Here is a 20,420-nt window from a genome sequence, read left to right as displayed (position 1 = left end):
TGACGCCCGTGGTGATCACGCGAGGGTGGGCAGCGTTCCTGATGGCGGTCGGGGTGTGGACGTGGGTGATCTGGCCCCGCTTCGGCCTCGCGATCTACGCCGACGAGCGCTCCTTCGACGGCGGGACGCCGACCTCGTTCCTCTGGGTGCACGCGCTGCTGATCGGCGCCTCGCTGATCATCGGGACGACCGTGGGGGTTCTCGGCGTACGGGCGTGGCGGGCCGTACCCGGCAAGCCCTGAGAGGCGGCCGTGACCAAATGGTGGCCGTAATCGGAGCGAACCGTTATCGGGCGGGGGTTGCCGGCGGCACAGATTACCTTCTGGTTTCGTGCCCACCGCACAATTCAGCCGTGATCCCGCCGAAAGCGGGCAGGCAAAACCCCTGGTGATTGCGGCGCGATAACGGTGCGCCAACAGTCCGTGCCGAACGCCTGACGGCTGCGGGGACCGGAGCTACGCTCCCGACCTGAGACTTACCGAGCGTGTCGGTGAGCAGTGGAAGGAGGGCGTCTTGCGCCCAGTACGTGGGAAGCGGATCGTGGCGATTCTCGCGGCAGGTGGGCTGACGCTCGCGGCCGCCGCTTGCGGTAACGCTCCGGAGGAGACCCCGTCGGCGAACGGCAGCGCCAGCGCCGCCGCCGCTTACAAGGCCTGCATGGTGACCGACACCGGCGGCATCGACGACAAGTCGTTCAACGCCGCCGCCTGGGCCGGCCTCCAGGCCGCGAAGACCGAGGCCTCCAACGTCGACCCGAAGTACGTCTCCTCGTCCTCCGAGGCCGACTACGAGCCGGGCCTGCGCAGCTTCGTGACCCAGAAGTGCAACTTCATCCTGGCGGTCGGCGGCCTGATGGGCGGCGCGACCGAGAAGGTCGCGAAGGAGAGCACCGGCTCCCAGTTCGGCATCGTGGACAGCGCCAGCACCGGTAGCAACGTCTACCCGATGCAGTTCGCCACCCACCAGGCCGCGTTCCTCGCCGGCTACCTCGCCGCGGGCTACTCGAAGTCCGGCAAGGTCGGCACCTACGGTGGTATGAAGATCGGCCCCGTCACCATCTTCATGGACGGCTTCGCCGACGGCGTCGCCTACTTCAACCAGAAGAAGGGCAAGACCGTCCAGGTCCTGGGCTGGGACAAGGCGAAGCAGAACGGCACCTTCGCCGACAGCTTCATCGACCAGAACAAGGGCAAGACCATCACCCAGACCCTGGTCTCGCAGGGCGCCGACGTGATCCTGCCGGTCGCCGGCGGCACCGGCCTGGGCACCGCCCAGGTCGCCAAGGACTCGGCCGGCAAGGTCTCGGTCATCTGGGTCGACCAGGACGGCTGCAAGAGCGCCGCGCAGTACTGCGACGTCTTCCTCAGCACCGTGGTGAAGAACGTCGAGGAGGCCGTCAAGGAGGCCGTGGTCAAGGGCGCCAAGGGTGAGACCCTGTCGCCGACCCCGGGCTACGTCGGCACGCTGGAGAACAACGGTGTCAGCCTGGCCCCGTTCAACCAGTTCGACAGCAAGGTCGACGCGACTCTCAAGACCGAGCTCGACCAGCTCAAGAAGGACATCATCGCCGGTACGGTCAAGGTCGAGTCGGCCAGCGCGCCGAAGTGACCTGCCAGTAGTAACATCTCGGCCGCCGCGCGGCCACGGTTTCCGTCCGTGGCCGAGCGGCGGCTCGCATTGGAACGTCCACCAGGCCAGTACCGACGTCGGGGAGATTCCGCTGAAACTGGAACTGCGCGGCATCACCAAGCGCTTCGGCGACCTGGTGGCCAACAATCACATCGACATCACCGTTGAACCCGGTGAGGTGCACGCCCTGCTGGGCGAGAACGGCGCGGGCAAGTCCACGCTGATGAACCAGCTGTACGGTCTGCTGCAGCCGGACGAGGGTGAGATCGTCGTCAACGACGAGCCCAAGGTCTTCCGCAGCCCCCGCGACGCGATCGCGGCCGGCATCGGCATGGTGCACCAGCACTTCATGCTGGTCCCGGTCTTCACCGTGGCGGAGAACATCGCGCTCGGCGCCGAGGAGACCCGTGGCGGCCCGCTCGGCTGGCTGGACCGCCGCCGCGCCCGCCGCGACGTGCTCGAGACCTCGAAGCGTTTCGGCCTGCCGGTCGACCCGGACGCGCTGATCGAGGACCTGCCGGTCGGTGCCCAGCAGCGGGTGGAGATCGTCAAGGCGCTGACCCGCGACGTCGACCTGCTGATCCTGGACGAGCCGACCGCGGTCCTCACCCCCCAGGAGACCGACGAACTGCTCGCGGTGATGCGCTCGCTCACCGAGATGGGCAAGTCGATCGTCTTCATCACCCACAAGCTCAAAGAGGTAAAGAAGATCGCCGACCGGATCACCGTGATCCGGCGCGGTCAGGTGGTCGGTACCGCCACCCCGGACACCAGCGAGGACGAGTTGGCCGCCCTGATGGTCGGCCGCGCGGTCAGCCTCGAGGTGGACAAGAGCCCGGCGGAGCCGGGCAGCGTCGTGCTGCAGGTCGCGGGCCTTGTGGTCGACGACGACCGGGGCGTCCGCGCGGTCGACGGCGTCGACCTGGAGGTTCGCGCCGGCGAGGTGCTCGGCATCGCCGGGGTGCAGGGCAACGGGCAGACCGAGCTGGTCGAGGCCGTGATGGGGCTGCGGGAGGTCCGCGCCGGCAAGGTCGAGCTGGACAGCGAGGACCTGGCCGGGAAGAGCACCAAGCGGATCCTGCGAGCCGGCGTCGGCTACGTCCCCGAGGACCGCAGCCACGACGGGGTGGTCAAGGAGTTCACCGTCGCCGAGAACCTGATCCTGGACCTGTACGACCGGGAGCCGTTCGGCAACGCGTTCCGCCTGGACCGCGCCAAGATCGACGGGAACGCCAAGCACCGGGTCGAACAGTTCGACATCCGCTGCCAGTCCCCGGAGAGCACGGCCGGTTCGCTTTCCGGCGGCAACCAGCAGAAGGTCGTCATCGCCCGGGAGATGTCCCGGCCGCTGCGCCTGTTCATCGCGTCCCAGCCGACCCGCGGCGTGGACGTCGGCTCGATCGAGTTCATCCACCGCCGGATCATCCGCGAGCGGGACCAGGGCACCGCGGTGCTGGTGGTCTCCAGTGAGCTCGACGAGGTGGTCGGCCTCGCCGACCGGATCGCGGTGATGTACCGCGGTCGGATCCTGGCCATCGTCTCGCCGGACACCCCGCGCGAGGAGATCGGCCTGTTGATGGCCGGCATCACCGGTGCCCCGGCCGAAGAAGAGGGGACCAAGTGACCGCCGAGCCGACCACCGAGAAGAAACCGGTTGAGAAGGAGACGTTCCTCAACGTCTTCCTGCGCAACCTCTGGTCGTCGAACAGCGTCACGGTCACGGCTCTCTCGATCTTCCTGGCCGTGGTGATCGGCGCCGTGCTGATCGTGGTCTCCGACTCAGCGGTGCTGGCGAAGTTCAGCTACTTCACCGCCCGGCCGGGTGACGCGCTCGAGGCGAGCTGGGCCCTGATCAGCGCGGCCTACTCCGACCTGCTCAAGGGCGCGCTCGGCGACCCGGAGGCGTTCAGCGCCTGGTTCTCCGGCACCGGCCGGTGGCAGGACGCGCTGGCGCCGATCTCCGAGACGCTCACCTACGCCGCCCCGCTGGTCTTCACCGGCCTCTCCGTCTCGCTGGCCTTCCGCGGCGGCCTGTTCAACATCGGCGCGCAGGGCCAGGCGGTGCTCGGCTGTATCGCGGCCGGGCTGGCCGGCTTCACCTTCGGCCTGCCGATCGTGCTCAACCTGGTGGTCGCGCTGGTCGCCGGCGTGCTGGGCGGTGTCCTCTGGGGCTTCCTGCCGGGCCTGCTCAAGGCGCGTACCGGCGCGCACGAGGTGATCACCACGATCATGCTGAACTACACCGCCGGGCTCTTCCTGGCCTGGCTGGTCATCCAGAACGGCGTTCAGGCCCCGGGCCGGACCGACGCGATCAGCAAGGCGGTGGCCTCCTCGGCCCAGCTGCCCTCGTTCGGCGGCGTGCTCCGGGTGCACCTGGGCATCGTGCTCGCGGTGATCGTCACCGCCGGGGTGGCCTGGCTGCTGAACCGGTCGGCGTTCGGCTTCGAGCTGCGGGCGGTGGGTGCGAACCCGCACGCCGCGCAGACCGCCGGAATCAGCGTGGCCAGGACGTACACGGTGCTGATGGCGGTGGCCGGTGGCCTGGCCGGGCTCGGTGGCGCGACCCAGGTGCTGGGTACGGCGTATGCGCTGACCCCGTCCGTGGCCGGCAACATCGGCTTCGACGGCCTGCTCGTCGCGCTGCTCGGCCGCAACCGTCCGTGGGGCACCCTGATGGCCGCGCTGCTGTTCGGCGCGCTGCGCGCCGGTGGCAACCGGATGCAGTCGTACTCCGGCATCTCTCTGGAGCTGGTCAACGTGCTGCAGGCCCTGATCGTCATCTTCATCGCCGCCCCCGCCCTGGTGAAGGCGATCTTCCGACTTCGTGCCGCCCGTTCCGCCGGGTTCGGCGTCTCTCCGGCGAAGGGCTGAGGACATGTCGACCACGACTGTGGAGGAGCTGGCCGAGGTGACCGCGCCGGAGCCGTTCTGGACCCGGCAGCGCCGTCTCGGCCTGGCCCTGATCCTGCTCGGCGTCGTCGGCGCGGTGCTGTTCGGCTCGCTCGCGCCGAGCAAGGACGCCCGATTCACGCTCACCGAGGACGCGGCCGGCGCCGCGCTCTCGATCAACGGCCAGTTCGGCGCCGTGCTGTTCGGCGTCCTGACCCTGGTGGCCGGCGGTGCGCTCATCGCCGGGGTGGCCAAGCGCTGGTCCAACGCGCTGCTCGCGGCCGGCATCGTGACCTTCGTGCTGTCGTTCCTCTGCTGGCAGGTGGCCGGTCAGTTCATGGCGCTGGAGGACACCCTCGGCGGCACGATGGACCTGGCCCTGCCGCTGATCCTGGGCGCCCTGGCCGGTGTCCTCGGGGAGCGGTCCGGCGTGGTGAACGTGGCGATCGAGGGACAGTTCCTGATGGGCGCGTTCGCCGGTGCCCTGGTCGGCACCATGGCCGGCAGCGTCTGGGCCGGCCTGATCAGTGCCGCGGTCGGCGGTGTGATCATCGCGGCGATCCTCGCCGTGCTCTCGATCCGCTACCTGGTCGACCAGACCGTCGTCGGCATCGTGCTGAACCTGTTCGCGCTCGGCATCACCGGCTTCCTCTACGAGCGGCTGATGCAGCCCGACGCGGCCGGGTACAACACCCCGCCGCAGATGCCCAGCTGGCGGATCCCCGGCCTGGCCGACATCCCGGTGCTCGGCCCGGTGTTCTTCGACGCCACCCTGCTGCTGTGGGTCGCGCTCATCCTGGTCGTGGTGATCCACTTCGCGCTCAACCGGACCCGCTGGGGGCTGCGTACCCGGGCGGTCGGCGAACACCCGACGGCGGCTGACACGGTCGGCATCCGGGTGCGTGGCCTGCGGTACCTGAACGTGCTGCTCGGTGGCGTGGTGGCGGGTCTCGGCGGGGCGTACTTCACGCTCGTGGCGACCGGCAGCTTCACCAAGAACATGACGGCCGGTGCCGGCTTCATCGCCCTCGCGGCGCTGATCTTCGGCCGGTACACGCCGATCGGGGCGTTCGGGGCGGCGCTGTTCTTCGGCTTCGCGCAGAAGCTGTCGTTCTACCTGAGCGCGATCGGCAGCCCGGTGCCGAACCAGTTCCTGAGCATGCTGCCGTACCTGGCCACGATCATCGCGGTGGCCGGTCTGGTCGGCCGGGTGCGTGCGCCGGCCGCGGACGGCCTTCCGTACGTCAAGAATTGAGATTCTGCTGATCGATGCCCGGGGTGAAGGCTCCGTCTTCGGATGATCCGCGAGACGGAGCCGCCCGGGCATCCGTCGTTGGCAGACCGAACAGTGGGGCAGAATCGAAATCATGGAGATCGACTGGGTGGCGCTGCGAACGGCCGCCATCGAGGTGATGCGGCATGCCTACGTGCCCGCCTCCGACTTTCCGGTCGGCGTGGCCGGCCTGGTCGACGACGGCCGGATGGTGATCGGCTGCAACGTGGAGAACGCGTCCCTCGGCATAACGCTCTGCGCCGAGTGCGGGATGGTGAGCTCGCTGCACGCGACCGGCGGCGGCAAGCTGGTGGCCATCTCCTGCGTGGACGCGACCGGTGCGCCGCTGATGCCGTGCGGCCGCTGCCGTCAGCTGCTCTGGGAGCACGGCGGCCCGGACCTGCTGGTCGAGGCGGTGCCCCGGCCGCTGCGCATGGACGAACTGCTGCCGCACGCCTTCGGCTGGGTGGACATGGAGAAGGTCACCGGCCCGGCCGGCGGCCCGGAGGTCCCGGCGGACCTGGCACGGTGGCGCGGGCGCGGCACCGTCTTCGTGCACCCGGACCTGTCCGGCGGCGCGACGATCTGGACCGGGTACTGGGAGCGCTCGTCGGGCGCCCCGGGGACCGGCGAGGACAAGGGCATCCTGGAGGAGGCACCGAACTTCCCGACCGCCGCCGCGGCGGTGGCGTGGGGTCTGGTCCGTTCTCCGCGGGTCGTGGTGGTGGATGCCGAGGGCGGTCTGTCCTGGGCCGGCGAGGGTGAGCTGCCGGACGGCATTCCGCAGCGCTGGGAGGAGACGGCATGAGCGGGATCACGGCAGTTGACGTTATTCGGGCGAAGCGGGACGGGAAGACCCTTTCCGACGCGCAGATCGACTGGGTCCTCGACGCGTACACCAAGGGTGTCGTCGCCGACGAGCAGATGTCCGCGCTGGCCATGGCGATCCTGCTGCGCGGCATGACGTCGGCCGAGATCGCCCGCTGGACCGCCGCGATGATCGCCAGCGGTGAGCGGCTGGACCTCTCCGCGGTGTCCCGGCCGACCGCCGACAAGCACTCCACCGGCGGCGTCGGCGACAAGATCACGCTGCCGCTCACCCCGCTGGTCGCCGCGTGCGGCGTGGCCGTGCCGCAGCTCTCCGGCCGCGGGCTCGGCCACACCGGCGGCACCCTGGACAAGCTGGAGTCGATCCCCGGCTGGCGAGCCCGGCTCAGCAACGACGAGTTCATCGCGCAGCTGGACGAGATCGGCGCGGTGATCTGCGCGGCCGGCGACGGCCTGGCTCCGGCCGACCGCAAGCTGTACGCGCTGCGCGACGTCACCGGCACCGTCGAGGCGATCCCGCTGATCGCCAGCTCGATCATGAGCAAGAAGATCGCCGAGGGCACCGGCGCACTGGTGCTGGACGTCAAGGTCGGCTCCGGCGCGTTCATGAAGGACCTGGCGCAGGCGCGCGAGCTGGCCCGCACCATGGTCCAACTCGGCAAGGACAGCGGGGTCACCACGGTCGCCCTGCTCACCGACATGAGCACACCGCTCGGCCTGGCCGTCGGCAACGCCAACGAGGTCGCCGAGTCGGTCGAGGTGCTGGCCGGCGGTGGCCCGTCCGACGTGGTCGAGCTGACCCTGGCGCTGGCCCGGGAGATGCTGGCCGCGGCCGGGGTGGACGCCGACCCGGAGAAGGTGCTGGCCTCGGGTGCCGCGATGGACACCTGGAAGGCGATGATCCGGGCGCAGGGCGGCGACCCGGACGCCGCGTTGCCGGTCGCGGCGCACACCGAGGTGCTGCGGGCCGAGCAGGACGGCGTGGTCACCGCGATGGACGCGTACGGGATCGGGGTCGCCGCCTGGCGTCTCGGCGCCGGCCGGGCCCGCAAGGAGGACCCGGTCAGCTTCGGTGCCGGCGTGCAGCTCAGGGTGAAGCCCGGGGACCGGGTGCAGGCCGGTGACGTGCTGCTCGAACTGCGTACCGACGAGGAACAGCGAATCCCGGCGGCCCGCGAGGACGCCGCCGCCGCGATCATGATCGGCACCGATGCCCCCGCCTCTGCCGGTCTCCTGCTGGACCGCATAGCCTGACGCACCATGACGAAGGCCGCTCCCGATCCACGCGCGGTTCGCGAGGCCAGCCTGGACGAGTTGAATCGGCTGGGCCTGCCGCTGCCGCCGCCCTCCTTCCCGCTGGTGTGGGAGCTCGGCGACACGATCGAGCTACGGCCGGTCGCCGAGCTGGAGGCGCGTGCCGCGGTGCTGCACGTGGTCGTCGCGCGCTGTTTCGGGATGCCCACCGAGGCGGCGATGAGCTGGCTGCTCGCCTCGCACCTGGTGGAGTTGGTCACCCCGCCGGAGTGGCAGTTCGTGATCGGGGCCAAGGGCGACCACCGGTCGTTCGTGCTGCACCACGACGCGGTGTTCGCGCTGGCCTGGCTGCTGGGCCTGGGGCGGCACCTGGACCCGACCGTGCCGCCCGACGATCACCTGATGACCCAGATGCCGGACCTGCCGGCGGGCGAGACGTTCGGCCGCTGGCGGTCCCGGTCGCTGGTCGCGGTCCGCGACGCCGCTGAGGCGGCGGTGCTGCTCGATCTCTACTACTGCCTCGACTGGGCGTACCAGGAGGCGGAGCAGGCCGGGCAGCCGCTGCCGGGCGAGGTGGACAGCAACGCGATCGGGCAGCGGCGCTGGGCGCTGGAGTGGGCGGTCATCTTCCACGGTCCCTACCACGACACACCCCCGGAATGGGAAGAGGTCGATCTCTCCGTCTGAGGGCGCGGTCCGCGGTGCTCGCGGTCGACCCTTTCGGCGGTACGACCGGCGGAGTCCCGTCCGTGGGCCTCTCGGCCTCGCCCCGTGGCCGGCTCGCGCGAGGTCCGCGCGGCGCCCGGTGGTCAGCGCGGCCGGTAGACCGCGAGGCGCACCGCGGCGGTCACGGTGAGCTCGGTGGTGGGCAGGTCCTCCACCGGGACGTGACGGGCGCTGGGGGTCATCCCGATCAGCGTGCGGACCTCGGTCCCGGTCAACCGCATCTCGTGCCGGTGAACGGTCGTACTTACCGGCTCGAAGTGCTCGTCCAGGGCGCCGCTGACCCGCGCCGCCTTGTCCGGGTCGACCTGGATCAGGCCGTGGGCGGTGACCATCTCGGCCAGGTGGTCGGCGGCCGGGGTGACCACCAGCAGGCGGCCGTCCCGGCGCAGCACGCGCTGGAACTCGGCGCCGTTGCGCGGAGCGAAGACGTTCAGGATCACCGTTGCCGAGTCGTCCGCGACCGGCAGCGGCCGCCACAGGTCGGTCAGCACCGCCGCGGCGCGCGGGTGGGCCCGGGCGGCCCGGCGCAGGGCCGGCTTGGAGACGTCCAGACCGAGCCCGGTCGCAGCCGGGGAGGCGTCCAGGAAGCGCGCCAGGTAGTCCCCGGTCCCGGTGCCGGCGTCCAGTACCAGCCCGTCGGTGGGGTGCTCCGCGAGGGCGGCGGCGATGAAGTCGTAGTGGCCGGCGGCGAGGAACGCGGCGCGGTCGGTGATCATCTCGGCGCTGTCACCGGTGTGCGGCAGGCGCCCGGCGCTGAGGTCGGCGTACCCCTGCTTCGCCATGTCGAAGCTGTGCCCGACCGGGCATCGCAGCGCCCGCTCACACCTTCTGAGTGGCTCATGACACACCGGGCACCACAGGAACGGCAATGCGCCATCGATCATTCGAGTCTTCCCTCTACGCTTCCATGATGGCTGGCATCGCACATTCGGACATCGTCAAGGTTCCCAAGGTTCTGCTGCACGATCACCTGGACGGTGGTTTACGGCCGGCCACGATCGTGGAGCTGGCCGCCGCGGCCGGCCATGAGCTGCCCGAGACCGACCCGGCCCGGCTGGGCGACTGGTTCGTCGCCGCCGCGGACTCCGGCTCGCTGGAACGGTACCTGGAGACGTTCGCGCACACCGTCGCGGTGATGCAGACCGAGGAGGGCCTGCACCGGGTCGCCCGGGAGTGCGCGCTCGACCTGGCCGCCGACGGGGTGGTCTACGCCGAGGTCCGTTACGCCCCCGAGCAGCACCTGGAGCGTGGTCTCACGCTGAACCAGGTGGTCGAGGCCGTGCACGCCGGTTTCCGCGAGGGTTGCGCGGAGGCGGCCGCTCAGGGCACCCCGATCCGGATCGGCACCCTGGTGACCGCGATGCGGCACGCCGCCCGCTCGCAGGAGATCGCCGAGCTGGCCGTGCGGTTCCGGGACGCCGGCGTGGTCGGCTTCGACATCGCCGGTGCCGAGGCCGGCTTCCCGCCCACCCGGCACCTCGACGCGTTCGAGTACCTGCAGCGGGAGAACTTCCACTTCACCATCCACGCCGGCGAGGCGTTCGGCCTGCCGTCGATCTGGGAGGCCATCCAGTGGTGCGGCGCCGACCGGCTGGGGCACGGCGTCCGGCTGATCGACGACATCACCGCGGTGCCGACCGGTCCGAGCTCGGTCACCGCGACCGGCGGCACCGAGGCGGCCCCGCCGGTGCTGGGGCGGCTCGCGGCGTACGTCCGGGACAAGCGGATCCCGCTGGAGCTCTGCCCGTCGTCGAACGTGCAGACCGGCGCGGCCGACTCGATCGCCGGGCATCCGATCAAACTGCTGCACGATCTTCGCTTCCGGGTCACCGTCAACACCGACAACCGGTTGATGAGCGGGACATCGATGAGCAGGGAGATGAGCCTGCTCGCTGAGGCGTTCGGCTGGGGCTGGGCGGAACTGCAATGGTTGACCATCAACGCGATGAAGTCGGCGTTCATCCCGTATGACGAGCGATTGGCGTTGATCAACGAAGTGATCAAGCCGGCGTACGCCAAGTTGCTGGCCTGAAGTCCGGCTTGTCGCCCTTTTCCGGGAAAGGAGCGAACGTACGTCAGGCGAAATTACCTGTCCGGATCGCGGCCTCCACCGTTCGGCTACACTGCCGCCTACAAACTTGGCATAATGCGGCATCTTGCCTTGCCGATCGCGCGAGACCGAGCCATCGTCAGTCCTGTCGCGATCGACTACGATCTGACCGTCGGCCTGCGCCCCACCCCCCAACGCCGTGCCGACTGCATGAGTGACCTTGAGATACATGCACCTCAACAGGTAGTGATTTCAGACCGGCGATGTCCAACTGGGACGTTGCAACATCGCGTCACACAACCGGTCCGTGTCCGCCTGCTCTTTCTCTTTGACACTCGTCGTGATGGAATCTCGGGGGCCCGACCCGGCGAGTCGGTCGTGCGCGGAGCCCGGCGAGCCGAATGCCGGGCCCGAATCAGGAGGACGGTGACGTGAGCAAGCGCCCAAGTGAGGCGGACGGCGTCATGTCGCGTCTGCGGCGGCCCGCGGGCCGGCTGCGAGACCTACCCATCTGGTCCAAGCTTGGTCTGATCATGCTCGTGCCGACCGTCGCGACGATCATCGTCGGCGTGAACGGTCTGGTCGAGCACATCGATCAAGCCGACAACGCGGATAACGCGCGAGCCCTGTCGACGCTGGCCGAGGCCGCTGGTGGCCTTGCGGACCAGATCCAGGACGAGCGGGCGTACGCGATGATGATCGCGGTCGCGACGGACAAGAAATTCCGTGATCCACTTCAGGTGGACACCCAGGCGAAGAACGCCGCCGTGACGAAGTACAACGGCGTTCTCCCGAAGGTCGAGGCGGCCATCGGGCGTTACGCCCAGCAGCGTGCCGCGGTGGATGTGCAGCCGACCCGTGTCGAGCAGCTGCTCTCCCGGCTGGACAACAACCTGGCTGACCTCACCACCTACCGGACCAAGGTCACCAAGGGCATCGAGGACCTCGACAACGTCGAGACCACGTACAACACCCTGGTCAAGGACCTGATCGCGGTTCGTGACGCGGCGGCCCAGCAGGCCGGCGACACGGACCTGAGCGACCACCTCCGGGCGGTCGCCGAGGTTGCCCGCGCCAAGGAGTTCATCTCCGAGAAGCGCTACCTCGGTCACGAGGTCATCGGTCTCAAGCAGTTCAAGGCCACCCAGCGGCAGGCGCTGCTGACCGCGGAGACCGGCTTCAAGCTCTCCCGGGACAACCTCAAAGCGGTCGCCACCAACGGTGAGTTCGACCTCTTCACCAAGATGACCAAGGACAACGCGCAGTTCCGCGCGGCCGACAACCTGGTCACCCCGCTGCAGACGAACTTCGACACGGACATCAGCCGAAACCACCTCGAGACTGATTCCTGGGACAAGGCGTTCGCCGACTGGGACGGCACCTTCCAGCAGGTCGAGGCGCAGCTCGACAAGAGCATCGTCGCCGAGGCCACCGAGAAGCGGAACACCACGAACCGTACGGTCTTCGTGGAGACCAGCCTCCTGCTCGGCATGCTGCTGCTGGCGATCCTGTTCGCCTGGCTCGTCGCCCGGTCGATGGCCCGCTCGCTGCGGGAACTGCGTCAGGGTGCCCTCGCGGTCGCCCAGTTCGGCCTGCCGCACGCGGTCAGCCGGCTGCGTGACCCGGCGCTCTCCGCGTCGCTCACCCCGGCTCAGGTCGCCGACCAGATCGCCGAGCCCCTCCCGGTGCGTAGCCGGGACGAGTTCGGGCAGGTGACCGAGGCGTTCAACGCGGTCCACCTGGAAGCGGTGCGGACCGCGGCCGAGCAGGCCGCCCTGCGTGCCTCGGTTGCGACCATGTTCGTCAACCTCGCCCGCCGTTCGCAGATCCTGGTCGACCGGCTCATCGGTCACCTGGACCGGCTGGAGCGCGGCGAGGAGGACCCGGACCGGCTGGCCGAGCTCTTCCAGCTCGACCACCTGGCCACCCGAATGCGGCGTAACGACGAGAACCTCCTGGTTCTCGCGGGCGCGGACTCCACCCGTGTGCAGCGCGAGCCGGCGGCTCTGATCGACGTGCTGCGCGCCGCGCAGTCCGAGGTCGAGCACTACACCCGGATCGAGTTCGGCGTCATCGACCGGGACATCGAGGTGTCGGCGCACGCCGTCAACGACATGGTCCACCTGGTCGCCGAGCTGTTCGACAACGCGACCGCCTTCTCCCCGCCGAACTCCAACGTTCTGGTGGAGGCCCGCAGGAACGGTGAGCACGCGGTGCTCACCGTCGAGGACCACGGCATCGGTATCAGCCGGGAGCAGCTGCGCGACCTGAACGAGCGGCTGGCCAACCCGCCCACAGTGGACGTGGCCGTCTCCCGGATGATGGGCCTCGTCGTGGTCGCCCGGCTGGCGAACCGGCACAGCGTCCGCGTCGAACTCCGCCCGGCCGACCGGGAGCGGGGGACCCTCGCTGAGGTTGGTCTGCCCGTCTCCGTCCTGGCCAGCGCGTCGCCCGCCCGTATGCCGGGTGGTTACGACGCGCCGCCGGCCGCGATGCCGCCGTACGGTGAGCCGCTCGCCCTGGAGAGCGGTCGTGGTGGATACCCGGGTGCCAACGGCACCAACGGTTCCGTCCCGGCCTGGTCCGACCTGACCGGTGCGCCGTCCAACGGCTTCGGCGGTGGGATGAACGGCTACAACGGCTCGGCCAACGGCTCGAACGGTTTCGGCGGTTTCAACGGCTCCGGCGGCGGCCTCAACGGCTCGTCCGGCGGTTTCGGCCCGCGCAGCAACGAGCCGCTCCCGCCGCTGCCGTCCGGCCCGATCAGCGCCGGCCCGCAGGGGTTCGCGGGGCTGGACGAGCTCGCGCAGCGTCGCGGTGGCAACGACTTCCAGCGTCCGGACGGGGACGTGAACGGCTTCGGCGCGTCCATTCCGCGCCAGCTCCCGGCCAACCCGGAGAGCCAGGGCCGTTCCCCGTACATGCCGCCGGTGTCCGCCCCGCCGGTTCCGTCGGCCCCGCCGGTCAGCTCGGCTCCGCCGGTCTCGCCCGCACCGACCGGTCCGACTTCGGCGAACTCGTTCGCGTCGGCGCCGCCGGCCTGGCCGCCGGTCGCCGGTGAGCGGGAGACCCCGCACGTCCCGGAGAACCTGGCCGCGGCGCTCGACATGACCGCCGAGATCCCGCGTTACCGCCCGGAGAACGCCGAGCCGCACCCCGAGGTGGCCCGTCCGGTCAACCCGCCCATGGCGGCGTTGCCCGCGTCGGCCCCGCCCGCGTGGGACGCGTCGGTGGCTCCGGTCAGCAGCCCGGCCGCCGACCAGGCGACCGCGGCGGCGCAGATCGCAGCGGCGCAGGCCTCGCCGGCCGCCCGCGAGGGTGCGGTGCCGTTCGCCGACGAGACCATGGAGCTGCCGATCTTCCGGGAGCTCGAGTCCGCCTGGTTCACCACAACCCAGGCGACCCCGAGCAAGCCGGTCGTCTCCGGTACCGGTGACAACGCGGTGGTCTCGCAGCGGATCTCGACCGGCGAGCCGGCCCGCAACACCGGGGTGCCGCAGCAGGCGGCCTCTCCGGAGGCCCGGGAGCTCGACACGGCGACGGTCGGCGCACCCGCGTCGGCCGCCGGTGCCGGCTCCTACGGCGGCGCCGCGGCGCCCACGAGCCCGTGGCAGACTGCGGCCGACGACGGATGGCAGGCGGCTCGTAAGGCCTCCGAAGTCACGATCGACACGACCACCACGGCGGGCCTGCCGAAGCGCACGCCGATGGCGCAACTCGTCCCCGGCGGTGTCGACCGGGGCGGTAACTCCGTCCAGCGTCGTACGCCCGAAGGGGTTCGCGGTCTGTTGTCCGCGTACCACCGGGGTGTCGCACGCGGTCGCACCAAGGAACAATCGACCAACCTGGAGGAGACTCCGGGAGGGCAGCAGCCCTCGCAGGCTGGCAAGGAGCATGAGGCATGACATCTACGCAGGATCTCGGTTGGCTGCTGGCCAACTTTGCTGACCGCGTTCCCGGGGTCGCGCACGCGATCGCGGTCTCCGCCGACGGCCTGCTCCTGGCGGCCTCGCGGGACCTCCCCCGGGATCGTGCGGACCAGCTGGCCGCCATCGCGTCCGGCTTGGTCAGCCTTACCCAGGGCGCGGCCCGGTGCTTCGAGGGTGGCGCCGTTTTGCAGACGGTCGTGGAGATGGACAACGGATTCCTGTTCCTGATGTCCATTTCCGATGGCTCCTCGTTCGCGGTGCTCGCAGCTCGTAGCTGCGACGTCGGTCAGGTCGGCTACGAAATGGCTCTCCTGGTCGACCGCGTCGGCGAGGCGCTGACTCCCGCGCCGCGGTCCGCGGCCGGGGTGCTGGGCTGAAGGCGCGGTGAGCCGGCCTATCCGGCTACTGTCCTGGAACTTGAGAACCAATACACTTCTAGAGGCCGAGGGAGGGGTTGACGGTGACGATGCCTGAACGCGATGAGCCGACCGGCGCGCTGGTCAGGCCGTATGCCGTGACCCGTGGTCGAACCCGGCCGAAGCTTGAGATAGCGCTGGAAGCGCTGGTCGAGACAACCGTGCGCGGCCGTTCTGGAATAGTCCGCGGCAGCCAGGGTGGAAGCGAGCATCAGTACATCGCGGCGATGTGTGACGGCGGCCGAGTTCAGTCGCTGGCTGAGATCGCCGCACGCATGCAACTGCCGCTCGGTGTGGCACGTGTGATCGTCGCCGATATGGCCACTGACGGCCTGGTCGCGGTCTACGAGCCCACCTCGCTTGAGGATGAGACCGACGCGGTAGGCACGGAACTGCTGGAAAGGGTGCTGAGTGGACTTCGCAGGCTCTGACATGTCGCAACGTCCCGCCGCGGGCGGGCGCGTGACATCGGCGAAGATTGTCATCGCCGGTGGCTTCGGCGTTGGTAAGACGACGCTGGTGGGGTCGGTCTCGGAGATCACCCCATTGACCACCGAGGCGATCATGACTTCGGCCGGTGTGGGTGTCGACGACAACCGGCAGGTGCCGGGTAAGCAGACGACCACCGTGGCCATGGACTTCGGCCGCATCAGCATCGATCGCGACCTGATTCTGTACCTGTTCGGAACGCCTGGCCAGACCCGGTTCTGGTTCATGTGGGACGAGCTGGTGCGGGGCGCGATCGGTGCGGTGGTGATGGTGGATACGCGTCGGCTCGCCGACTGCTTCGCCGCCATCGACTTCTTTGAGCACCGTCGCCTGCCGTACCTGGTGGCGATAAACTGCTTCGACGGCATGCAGTACCACAACCCGCAGGACGTTCGGGACGCGCTGGCGATCTCGAGCGACGTGCCGGTGGTGAGCTGCGACGCCCGCAACCGTGAGTCGACGAAGAACGTCCTCATCTCGCTTGTCGAGTATGTGTTGACGATGCGTCGCACGCGCGCGGTAGCGCCCGCCTGACGAACGGTGAAAGCCCCGCTCCGCGAGTCGGAGCGGGGCTTTCGCGCGCTTCCGGACAGGTGTTCCGCGCAGCCGTTTGGTAACACTCAGTAATCTTGTGCCGCTGCGAGTCCTTGGACGCGATCCGGCGAGAGGGTGCCCAGGGCGGCCGAGCCGGGGATCGCCGATCCGAACGCCGCGGGTACCAGGAATGCGAGGACGGCCGCGACCCGATGGGTCGCGGCCGTCCTCGTAGCCAACTCTCAGCTGGGTGACCCCGGGGTCAGCGGCCTCCGCCGGCACCGTTGCGGTACTCGTCGGCGCCTTCCCGGTCGCGGGTGAAGTCCCACCCACCGGCCGCCTCGCGGCCCGGACGGCCGCCCATCGCAAAGCCGCCGATCTCCTGCCCGCGCCGCCAGCCCCGGAAGTACCCGGTGGTGTGCGCCGCGATGGAGGCGGCGTCTCGGACGATCCGCAGCGGCCGCTCCTCACGCGTGGAACCGGGCACCAGGTTCGCCTGAGGCACCCGCTTCGGCAGGCCGGCCGACGTCTCCTTGGCGACGGCCGGGGTGGCCGCCTTCTGCGCGGCACGCCAGGCGCTGTCGTTCGGGTTGGACCATTCGACGCTGTTGTCCGAGTCGCCGGTTCCGGTGAACCAGGCGGACCGGGCGGCCGCGAAGATCAGCAGGTCGCCGTCGCTCCCGTCGGACGGGACCGGCGGCGTGGTGCTCCGGTCCAGCGCGGTCACCCGCTGCGGCAGGCTGGTGTCCATGGAGGGAACCCGGACCCCACCGTCGATCAGGCGCAGCGACGGCGGATCGCCGAGCTGGTCGATCCCGGGCGCCTTGGCGCGCGAACTGTTGAGCTGCTTGTCCACCAGGTGCAGCGCCGGCGGCTCCTTCGGCATGTCCTGCCACGGCGGCTTGACCCGGCCGTCGGAGGCGGGCGAGCTGACCGGGGCGGCAGTCGCCTTCCGGGTCGGGAGCGCGTCGTCCTCACCGGTGTTCAGCAGGGGCCAGTTGGCCCGTGAGCCCGGCTCCGGCGTCTCCGGTGTGTTCCGCTGACCCGGCATCGGCAGGGCGAAGTCGGCCGGGCCACTGGGCGTGGCGCTCGACGGCGTGGCCCGCGTGGTCGGCCGGGCCGGGATGACCGTGCGCTGCCGCTCGGCGCGGGCCCGGTTGAGCTCGGCGTTGGTGAGTGTGGGCCGGAACGGCTCGCCCGCGTCGGCCGGGCTGCTCGGCATGCCACCCAGCGAGACCGGGTTGCGAGCGGCGGGGGAGACCGGGTTGCGAGCGGCCGGAGAGATCGGGTTCCGCGGGGCGGGCGACGACGGCGCGGCCGGCGTGCGGCTGCCCGGCACCGGACGGGTGCCCGGCGTGATCGGCGTCATGCCCGGCGGAAGCGGCGGAACCGACACCGGCCGGTTCCCCGGCGAACTGACCCGGCTGGGAAGCCCGTTGGCCGCGGCCGGCGCCACCGGTGGCGGCGTGATCGGGTCCGGGGCGACGGGGGGAGCGTTCATCGGCTGGGGCCGGGCCGGGCCGCTGCCGAGACCGGCCACCGAGGGCTCGGGGCGGCTGCGGCGGCTGAACCGGGAGCCGAGCTCGGAACTCGCCGCCGGCGGTGTCGCGGCCGGCTCAGCGGCCCGACGGGCGGCGCGACGGCCGAGGTTCGGTTCGGCTGTGGGGGCGGAGGTCCGGGCGGCGAGCGTGCCGACCAGGGCGGCGCACGCGGCGTCGCAGGTGCGGACCGCGGCGACGGCGTGGCGGACCGCCTCGGCGGCGGCCGGCGCCAGAGATTTGTTGATGCCACCGCGGCGCGGCGACTCGCTGATCGCCACCTGCAACGCGGTGACCGCGGAGTACGCCTGGTCCTCGGAGGCGAGACCGGCCCGGGCGAGGTCGACGGCGATCTCCTGCGCGGCGTCCCCGCCCTTGCCGGTCAGCCGGCCGGGCTCGGGAACCGCCTCGAGGACGGCCATGGCCACCGGGTGTGCCGGGTCCGGGTAGGCCCGGAGAGCGGCGGGGTAGAGCTCGCGCAGCACCTCGCGGAGCGCGGCCGCGGCCGCGCTCCGCCCCACCAGCATGGCCACGTGCGCGGCCAGGACCGGCTTGTAGCTGACCAGTTCGCGAGGTGCGGGGAGGGTCACCGCGGCGATCGCGCCGGCCTGGAGCGCCCGGGCCAGCCCGACCGCTCGCCGGGCGGCGGCCGGGGCGGCCATCTCCTCGGGGGAGTCGTCGTCCGAGAAGCGTTCGGCGTAGTCGTCCGCGTCGTCGTCGTCGACCACGACCAGTGGCCGGCCGGCGGCGGTGAGCAGCGAGGTGACGACGTGGTCGTCACTGTCGGCGGCCACGGCCGCGTCGCTGAACCCCGTCGTGCGTTCCACGAGCAGCGTTCCCAGCAGGGCGTAACCGGCCGGGTCGTCGCTGATCTCGTGGACGCCGAGCAGCCGGCCCGCGTCGTCCACCACGGCGATGGTCAGTGGTGCGGCCGAAGCCGAACGCACCACATCATCAGCCGACGCCAGACCGCAGTACACGCGCACGAGCGCCACGGCGTCGTCCTCCTCCCCGGGACTGCTTCTCTGTGGCCAAGGACTGATGTTCCCTGGTAATCGGTCAGTCACGCCAGTCCACAGCAGCAGAGATCTTGCCGATCACCGAGCGCCAGCCGAGACTTGCCTGTTGTGCTCCGATTTTCTTCAGCCGGCGACGGCCGAAGAAACCGCCCACACCACCGTTTTCCGCGGCACGGAGGGAGTCGTCGAGGTCATCAAGCGGGGAACCGGGCGACAGTGCCAGGATCACCGGCTTGAGCCGGAGGGCGTACCCCAGGTCCCGGGCCACTTCGCCGGCGGCGATGAGTAGCGGCAGATCCCACGTGTCATGCCCGCCGCGCAGGTTCTCCACCACGAGGTCGAGTTCGTAGCGCTCCTCCGGCAACGGGTCGATGTCGCTCGACTGTACCCGTTCCGTGAGGTCGCCCCAGGTGTCCAATTGTGCGAGATCGTGCGGAGCACCCGAACGAATGAAGGCGACCAGCACCTCGGCGTTCTTGAAGGCGAGCAACCGGCCCTTGTGACTGAGGAACATGGGTACGTCCTCGTCGTCCGGCTGGGCCTTGGCCTCCTCCGGCTCGTCGTCGGAGTCGGCCTTTTCGTCCTTGGCCGTCTCGTCCTCATCGTCACCCTCGGCGAGGAGCGCCTCGTACTCCTCGTCGACGATGACACCCTCCTCACCGTCCTCGTCGAGAGCGGCGCGCTTGTGCGCGTCGAAGGGGTCCTCCTCCTCGGCCTCGATCTCGGTCGGGGTCAGCTCGGAGAACTTCCGGTACGCCCGGAGCGTCAGGCCCACACCACCGGGGAGTGCGATCTCGACCGGCTCGACGCGGACCTGCTCCCAGAGCTCACGCCCGTTGAGTCCCTCCGCTGAGGACTTCTCGGCCACCGGCGCGGACGCCTCGGGCTCGTCGGACTGGCTGGTCACGGTTGACCTCCGGGTTTGATCTGGGGATGGACGGGACGGGTGACTACCGGCACATACCCTAGTCCGCAACGCTGTGTGACAGCGGCCCCGTCCCCTTCCATCCTCCTAATACCCCTTCGGGTGCCACACCGTCTTCGTCTCGAGCAGCGTGGTCATCGGGCGCAGGCCCGGGTCGGCGGTGAAGTCCGTTCCGCCCGCGGACGGGCGGATTACCCGTTTCAGCGTCCCGGCCGCGGCCCGCTCGAGCTCGCCCGCCAGCTCCCGCTGCTCCACGCCCGTCAGGTCCAGGGCGTTCACGTCGGCGTGCGAGGCGAGCCAGGGTGCGGTCTCCGCGTACTTCCCGGTGAGGATGTTGACCACTCCGCCCGGCACGTCGGAGGTGGCGAAGACCTCGGCGAGGGTGACCGCCACCTGCGGGCCGGCGGCCAGCACCACCGTGGTGTTGCCGGTGACCACCGCGGGGGCGATCACGCTCACCAGACCGAGCAGGCCGGCCGGGGCGACCACCGCGACCACGCCGGTCGGCTCCGGCGCGGAGATGTTGAAGAACGGCCCGGCCACCGGGTTGGCGCCGCCGGTCACCTGGGCGATCTTGTCGGACCAGCCGGCGTACCAGACCAAGCGGTCGATCGCGGCGTCCACCTCGTCGGCGGGCACGCCGAGCGCGGCGAACTCGTCCCGGCGCGCCTCCAGCATCTCGGCCACCCGGTAGAGCACCTGACCACGGTTGTACGCCGTGGCGCCGGCCCAGCCCGGCTGGGCTGCCCGGGCCGCGACCACCGCGTCGCGGGCGTCCTTGCGCGAGGCGAGGGCCACGTTGTCGCCGTCCACCACGAACGTCCGTCCTGACTCGCTGCGCGGGAACTTGCCGCCGATATAGAGCTTGTAGGTCTTGCGCACGGAGAGCCGGACGGGCGCCGGTTCCATGGCCTTCGTTGA

The 20,420-nt window shown here is 70.4% G+C and carries 17 protein-coding genes; 13 read left to right on the top strand and 4 right to left on the bottom strand.

The window, feature by feature from the left end; all coding sequences use genetic code 11:
- Nucleotides 1-8: 8 nt before the first annotated feature.
- The 8 genes from CHC09_RS04730 (at nucleotide 9) to CHC09_RS04695 (ending at nucleotide 8,560) form a co-directional block, all read left to right on the top strand.
- Nucleotides 9-242, top strand: a complete 234-nt coding sequence (locus CHC09_RS04730) for an SCO4848 family membrane protein (protein ID WP_179276939.1) — start codon at nucleotides 9-11, stop codon at nucleotides 240-242.
- Nucleotides 243-513: 271 nt separating this feature from the next.
- Nucleotides 514-1,608 (top strand): BMP family lipoprotein, encoded by a 1,095-nt coding sequence (locus tag CHC09_RS04725; protein ID WP_089291656.1) that lies wholly within the window; start codon nucleotides 514-516, stop codon nucleotides 1,606-1,608.
- Between the two features lie 157 nt (nucleotides 1,609-1,765).
- Complete coding sequence (locus CHC09_RS04720; protein ID WP_307833917.1) at nucleotides 1,766-3,253, top strand: ABC transporter ATP-binding protein; 1,488 nt, start codon at nucleotides 1,766-1,768, stop codon at nucleotides 3,251-3,253.
- Complete coding sequence (locus CHC09_RS04715) at nucleotides 3,250-4,500, top strand: ABC transporter permease (protein ID WP_089291655.1); 1,251 nt, start codon at nucleotides 3,250-3,252, stop codon at nucleotides 4,498-4,500. The genes CHC09_RS04720 and CHC09_RS04715 overlap by 4 nt, the downstream gene beginning before the upstream one ends.
- Nucleotides 4,501-4,504: 4 nt before the next feature.
- On the top strand, nucleotides 4,505-5,773 hold the full coding sequence (locus CHC09_RS04710; RefSeq protein ID WP_089291654.1) for an ABC transporter permease: 1,269 nt from the start codon (nucleotides 4,505-4,507) through the stop codon (nucleotides 5,771-5,773).
- 112 nt (nucleotides 5,774-5,885) lie between these two features.
- A complete protein-coding gene (locus CHC09_RS04705) occupies nucleotides 5,886-6,599 on the top strand; it encodes a cytidine deaminase (RefSeq protein ID WP_089291653.1) in 714 nt (237 codons plus the stop codon).
- The gene (locus CHC09_RS04700) at nucleotides 6,596-7,873 is read left to right on the top strand and encodes a thymidine phosphorylase (protein WP_089291652.1); all 1,278 of its coding nucleotides are present in this window, start codon (nucleotides 6,596-6,598) and stop codon (nucleotides 7,871-7,873) included. Before CHC09_RS04705 ends, CHC09_RS04700 begins: the two co-directional genes overlap by 4 nt.
- Before the next feature lie 6 nt (nucleotides 7,874-7,879).
- Nucleotides 7,880-8,560, top strand: coding sequence for a DUF4272 domain-containing protein (locus CHC09_RS04695; RefSeq protein WP_089291651.1), 681 nt, complete (start codon nucleotides 7,880-7,882; stop codon nucleotides 8,558-8,560).
- Between the two features lie 122 nt (nucleotides 8,561-8,682).
- Here CHC09_RS04695 and CHC09_RS04690 read toward each other — a convergent pair whose 3' ends face one another.
- Nucleotides 8,683-9,483: a putative RNA methyltransferase gene (locus CHC09_RS04690; RefSeq protein WP_089291650.1), complete on the bottom strand. Its 801-nt coding sequence runs from the start codon at nucleotides 9,481-9,483 to the stop codon at nucleotides 8,683-8,685.
- Between the two features lie 26 nt (nucleotides 9,484-9,509).
- On the opposite strand from CHC09_RS04690, the gene CHC09_RS04685 reads away from it, so the two are divergent.
- The 5 genes from CHC09_RS04685 to CHC09_RS04665 all read left to right on the top strand — a co-directional run bounded on the left by CHC09_RS04685 (nucleotide 9,510) and on the right by CHC09_RS04665 (nucleotide 16,017).
- Complete coding sequence (locus CHC09_RS04685; protein ID WP_089291861.1) at nucleotides 9,510-10,631, top strand: adenosine deaminase; 1,122 nt, start codon at nucleotides 9,510-9,512, stop codon at nucleotides 10,629-10,631.
- A 449-nt stretch (nucleotides 10,632-11,080) separates the two neighbouring features.
- Nucleotides 11,081-14,554, top strand: a complete 3,474-nt coding sequence (locus tag CHC09_RS04680) for a sensor histidine kinase (RefSeq protein WP_089291860.1) — start codon at nucleotides 11,081-11,083, stop codon at nucleotides 14,552-14,554.
- A complete protein-coding gene (locus CHC09_RS04675) occupies nucleotides 14,551-14,955 on the top strand; it encodes a roadblock/LC7 domain-containing protein (protein ID WP_014447580.1) in 405 nt (134 codons plus the stop codon). Before CHC09_RS04680 ends, CHC09_RS04675 begins: the two co-directional genes overlap by 4 nt.
- An 89-nt stretch (nucleotides 14,956-15,044) precedes the next feature.
- A complete protein-coding gene (locus CHC09_RS04670) occupies nucleotides 15,045-15,425 on the top strand; it encodes a DUF742 domain-containing protein (RefSeq protein WP_089291859.1) in 381 nt (126 codons plus the stop codon).
- A gap of 1 nt (nucleotide 15,426) precedes the next feature.
- A complete protein-coding gene (locus CHC09_RS04665; protein ID WP_089291649.1) occupies nucleotides 15,427-16,017 on the top strand; it encodes a GTP-binding protein in 591 nt (196 codons plus the stop codon).
- Nucleotides 16,018-16,279: 262 nt separating this feature from the next.
- Here the strand turns inward: CHC09_RS04665 and CHC09_RS04660 are convergent, their stop codons facing one another.
- From CHC09_RS04660 to CHC09_RS04650, 3 genes are all read right to left on the bottom strand, one after another.
- Nucleotides 16,280-18,550 carry a transposase gene (locus CHC09_RS04660; RefSeq protein WP_203833012.1) on the bottom strand — a complete coding sequence of 757 codons (2,271 nt, stop codon included), beginning with the start codon at nucleotides 18,548-18,550 and terminating at the stop codon, nucleotides 16,280-16,282.
- Between the two features lie 64 nt (nucleotides 18,551-18,614).
- Nucleotides 18,615-19,481: an RPC7 family DNA-directed RNA polymerase III subunit gene (locus CHC09_RS04655; RefSeq protein ID WP_089291648.1), complete on the bottom strand. Its 867-nt coding sequence runs from the start codon at nucleotides 19,479-19,481 to the stop codon at nucleotides 18,615-18,617.
- Nucleotides 19,482-19,586: 105 nt separating this feature from the next.
- Nucleotides 19,587-20,408, bottom strand: coding sequence for an aldehyde dehydrogenase family protein (locus CHC09_RS04650; RefSeq protein ID WP_089291647.1), 822 nt, complete (start codon nucleotides 20,406-20,408; stop codon nucleotides 19,587-19,589).
- Nucleotides 20,409-20,420 lie beyond the last annotated feature (12 nt).

The sequence above is a fragment of the Actinoplanes regularis genome (assembly GCF_900188005.1).
Lineage (GTDB): Bacteria > Actinomycetota > Actinomycetes > Mycobacteriales > Micromonosporaceae > Actinoplanes > Actinoplanes regularis.
Note: the sequence above shows the minus strand (reverse complement) of the source record. Positions and strands in the feature narration are given on the sequence as shown.

Coding starts and splice junctions, on each gene's coding strand:
- CHC09_RS04710 (WP_089291654.1), top strand. CDS start 4,505: ATGTCGACCACGACTGTGGAGGAGCTGGCCGAGGTGACCGCGCCGGAG.
- CHC09_RS04705 (WP_089291653.1), top strand. CDS start 5,886: ATGGAGATCGACTGGGTGGCGCTGCGAACGGCCGCCATCGAGGTGATG.
- CHC09_RS04700 (WP_089291652.1), top strand. CDS start 6,596: ATGAGCGGGATCACGGCAGTTGACGTTATTCGGGCGAAGCGGGACGGG.
- CHC09_RS04695 (WP_089291651.1), top strand. CDS start 7,880: ATGACGAAGGCCGCTCCCGATCCACGCGCGGTTCGCGAGGCCAGCCTG.
- CHC09_RS04690 (WP_089291650.1), bottom strand. CDS start 9,483: ATGATCGATGGCGCATTGCCGTTCCTGTGGTGCCCGGTGTGTCATGAG.
- CHC09_RS04685 (WP_089291861.1), top strand. CDS start 9,510: ATGGCTGGCATCGCACATTCGGACATCGTCAAGGTTCCCAAGGTTCTG.
- CHC09_RS04675 (WP_014447580.1), top strand. CDS start 14,551: ATGACATCTACGCAGGATCTCGGTTGGCTGCTGGCCAACTTTGCTGAC.
- CHC09_RS04670 (WP_089291859.1), top strand. CDS start 15,045: ATGCCTGAACGCGATGAGCCGACCGGCGCGCTGGTCAGGCCGTATGCC.
- CHC09_RS04665 (WP_089291649.1), top strand. CDS start 15,427: ATGTCGCAACGTCCCGCCGCGGGCGGGCGCGTGACATCGGCGAAGATT.
- CHC09_RS04650 (WP_089291647.1), bottom strand. CDS start 20,408: ATGGAACCGGCGCCCGTCCGGCTCTCCGTGCGCAAGACCTACAAGCTC.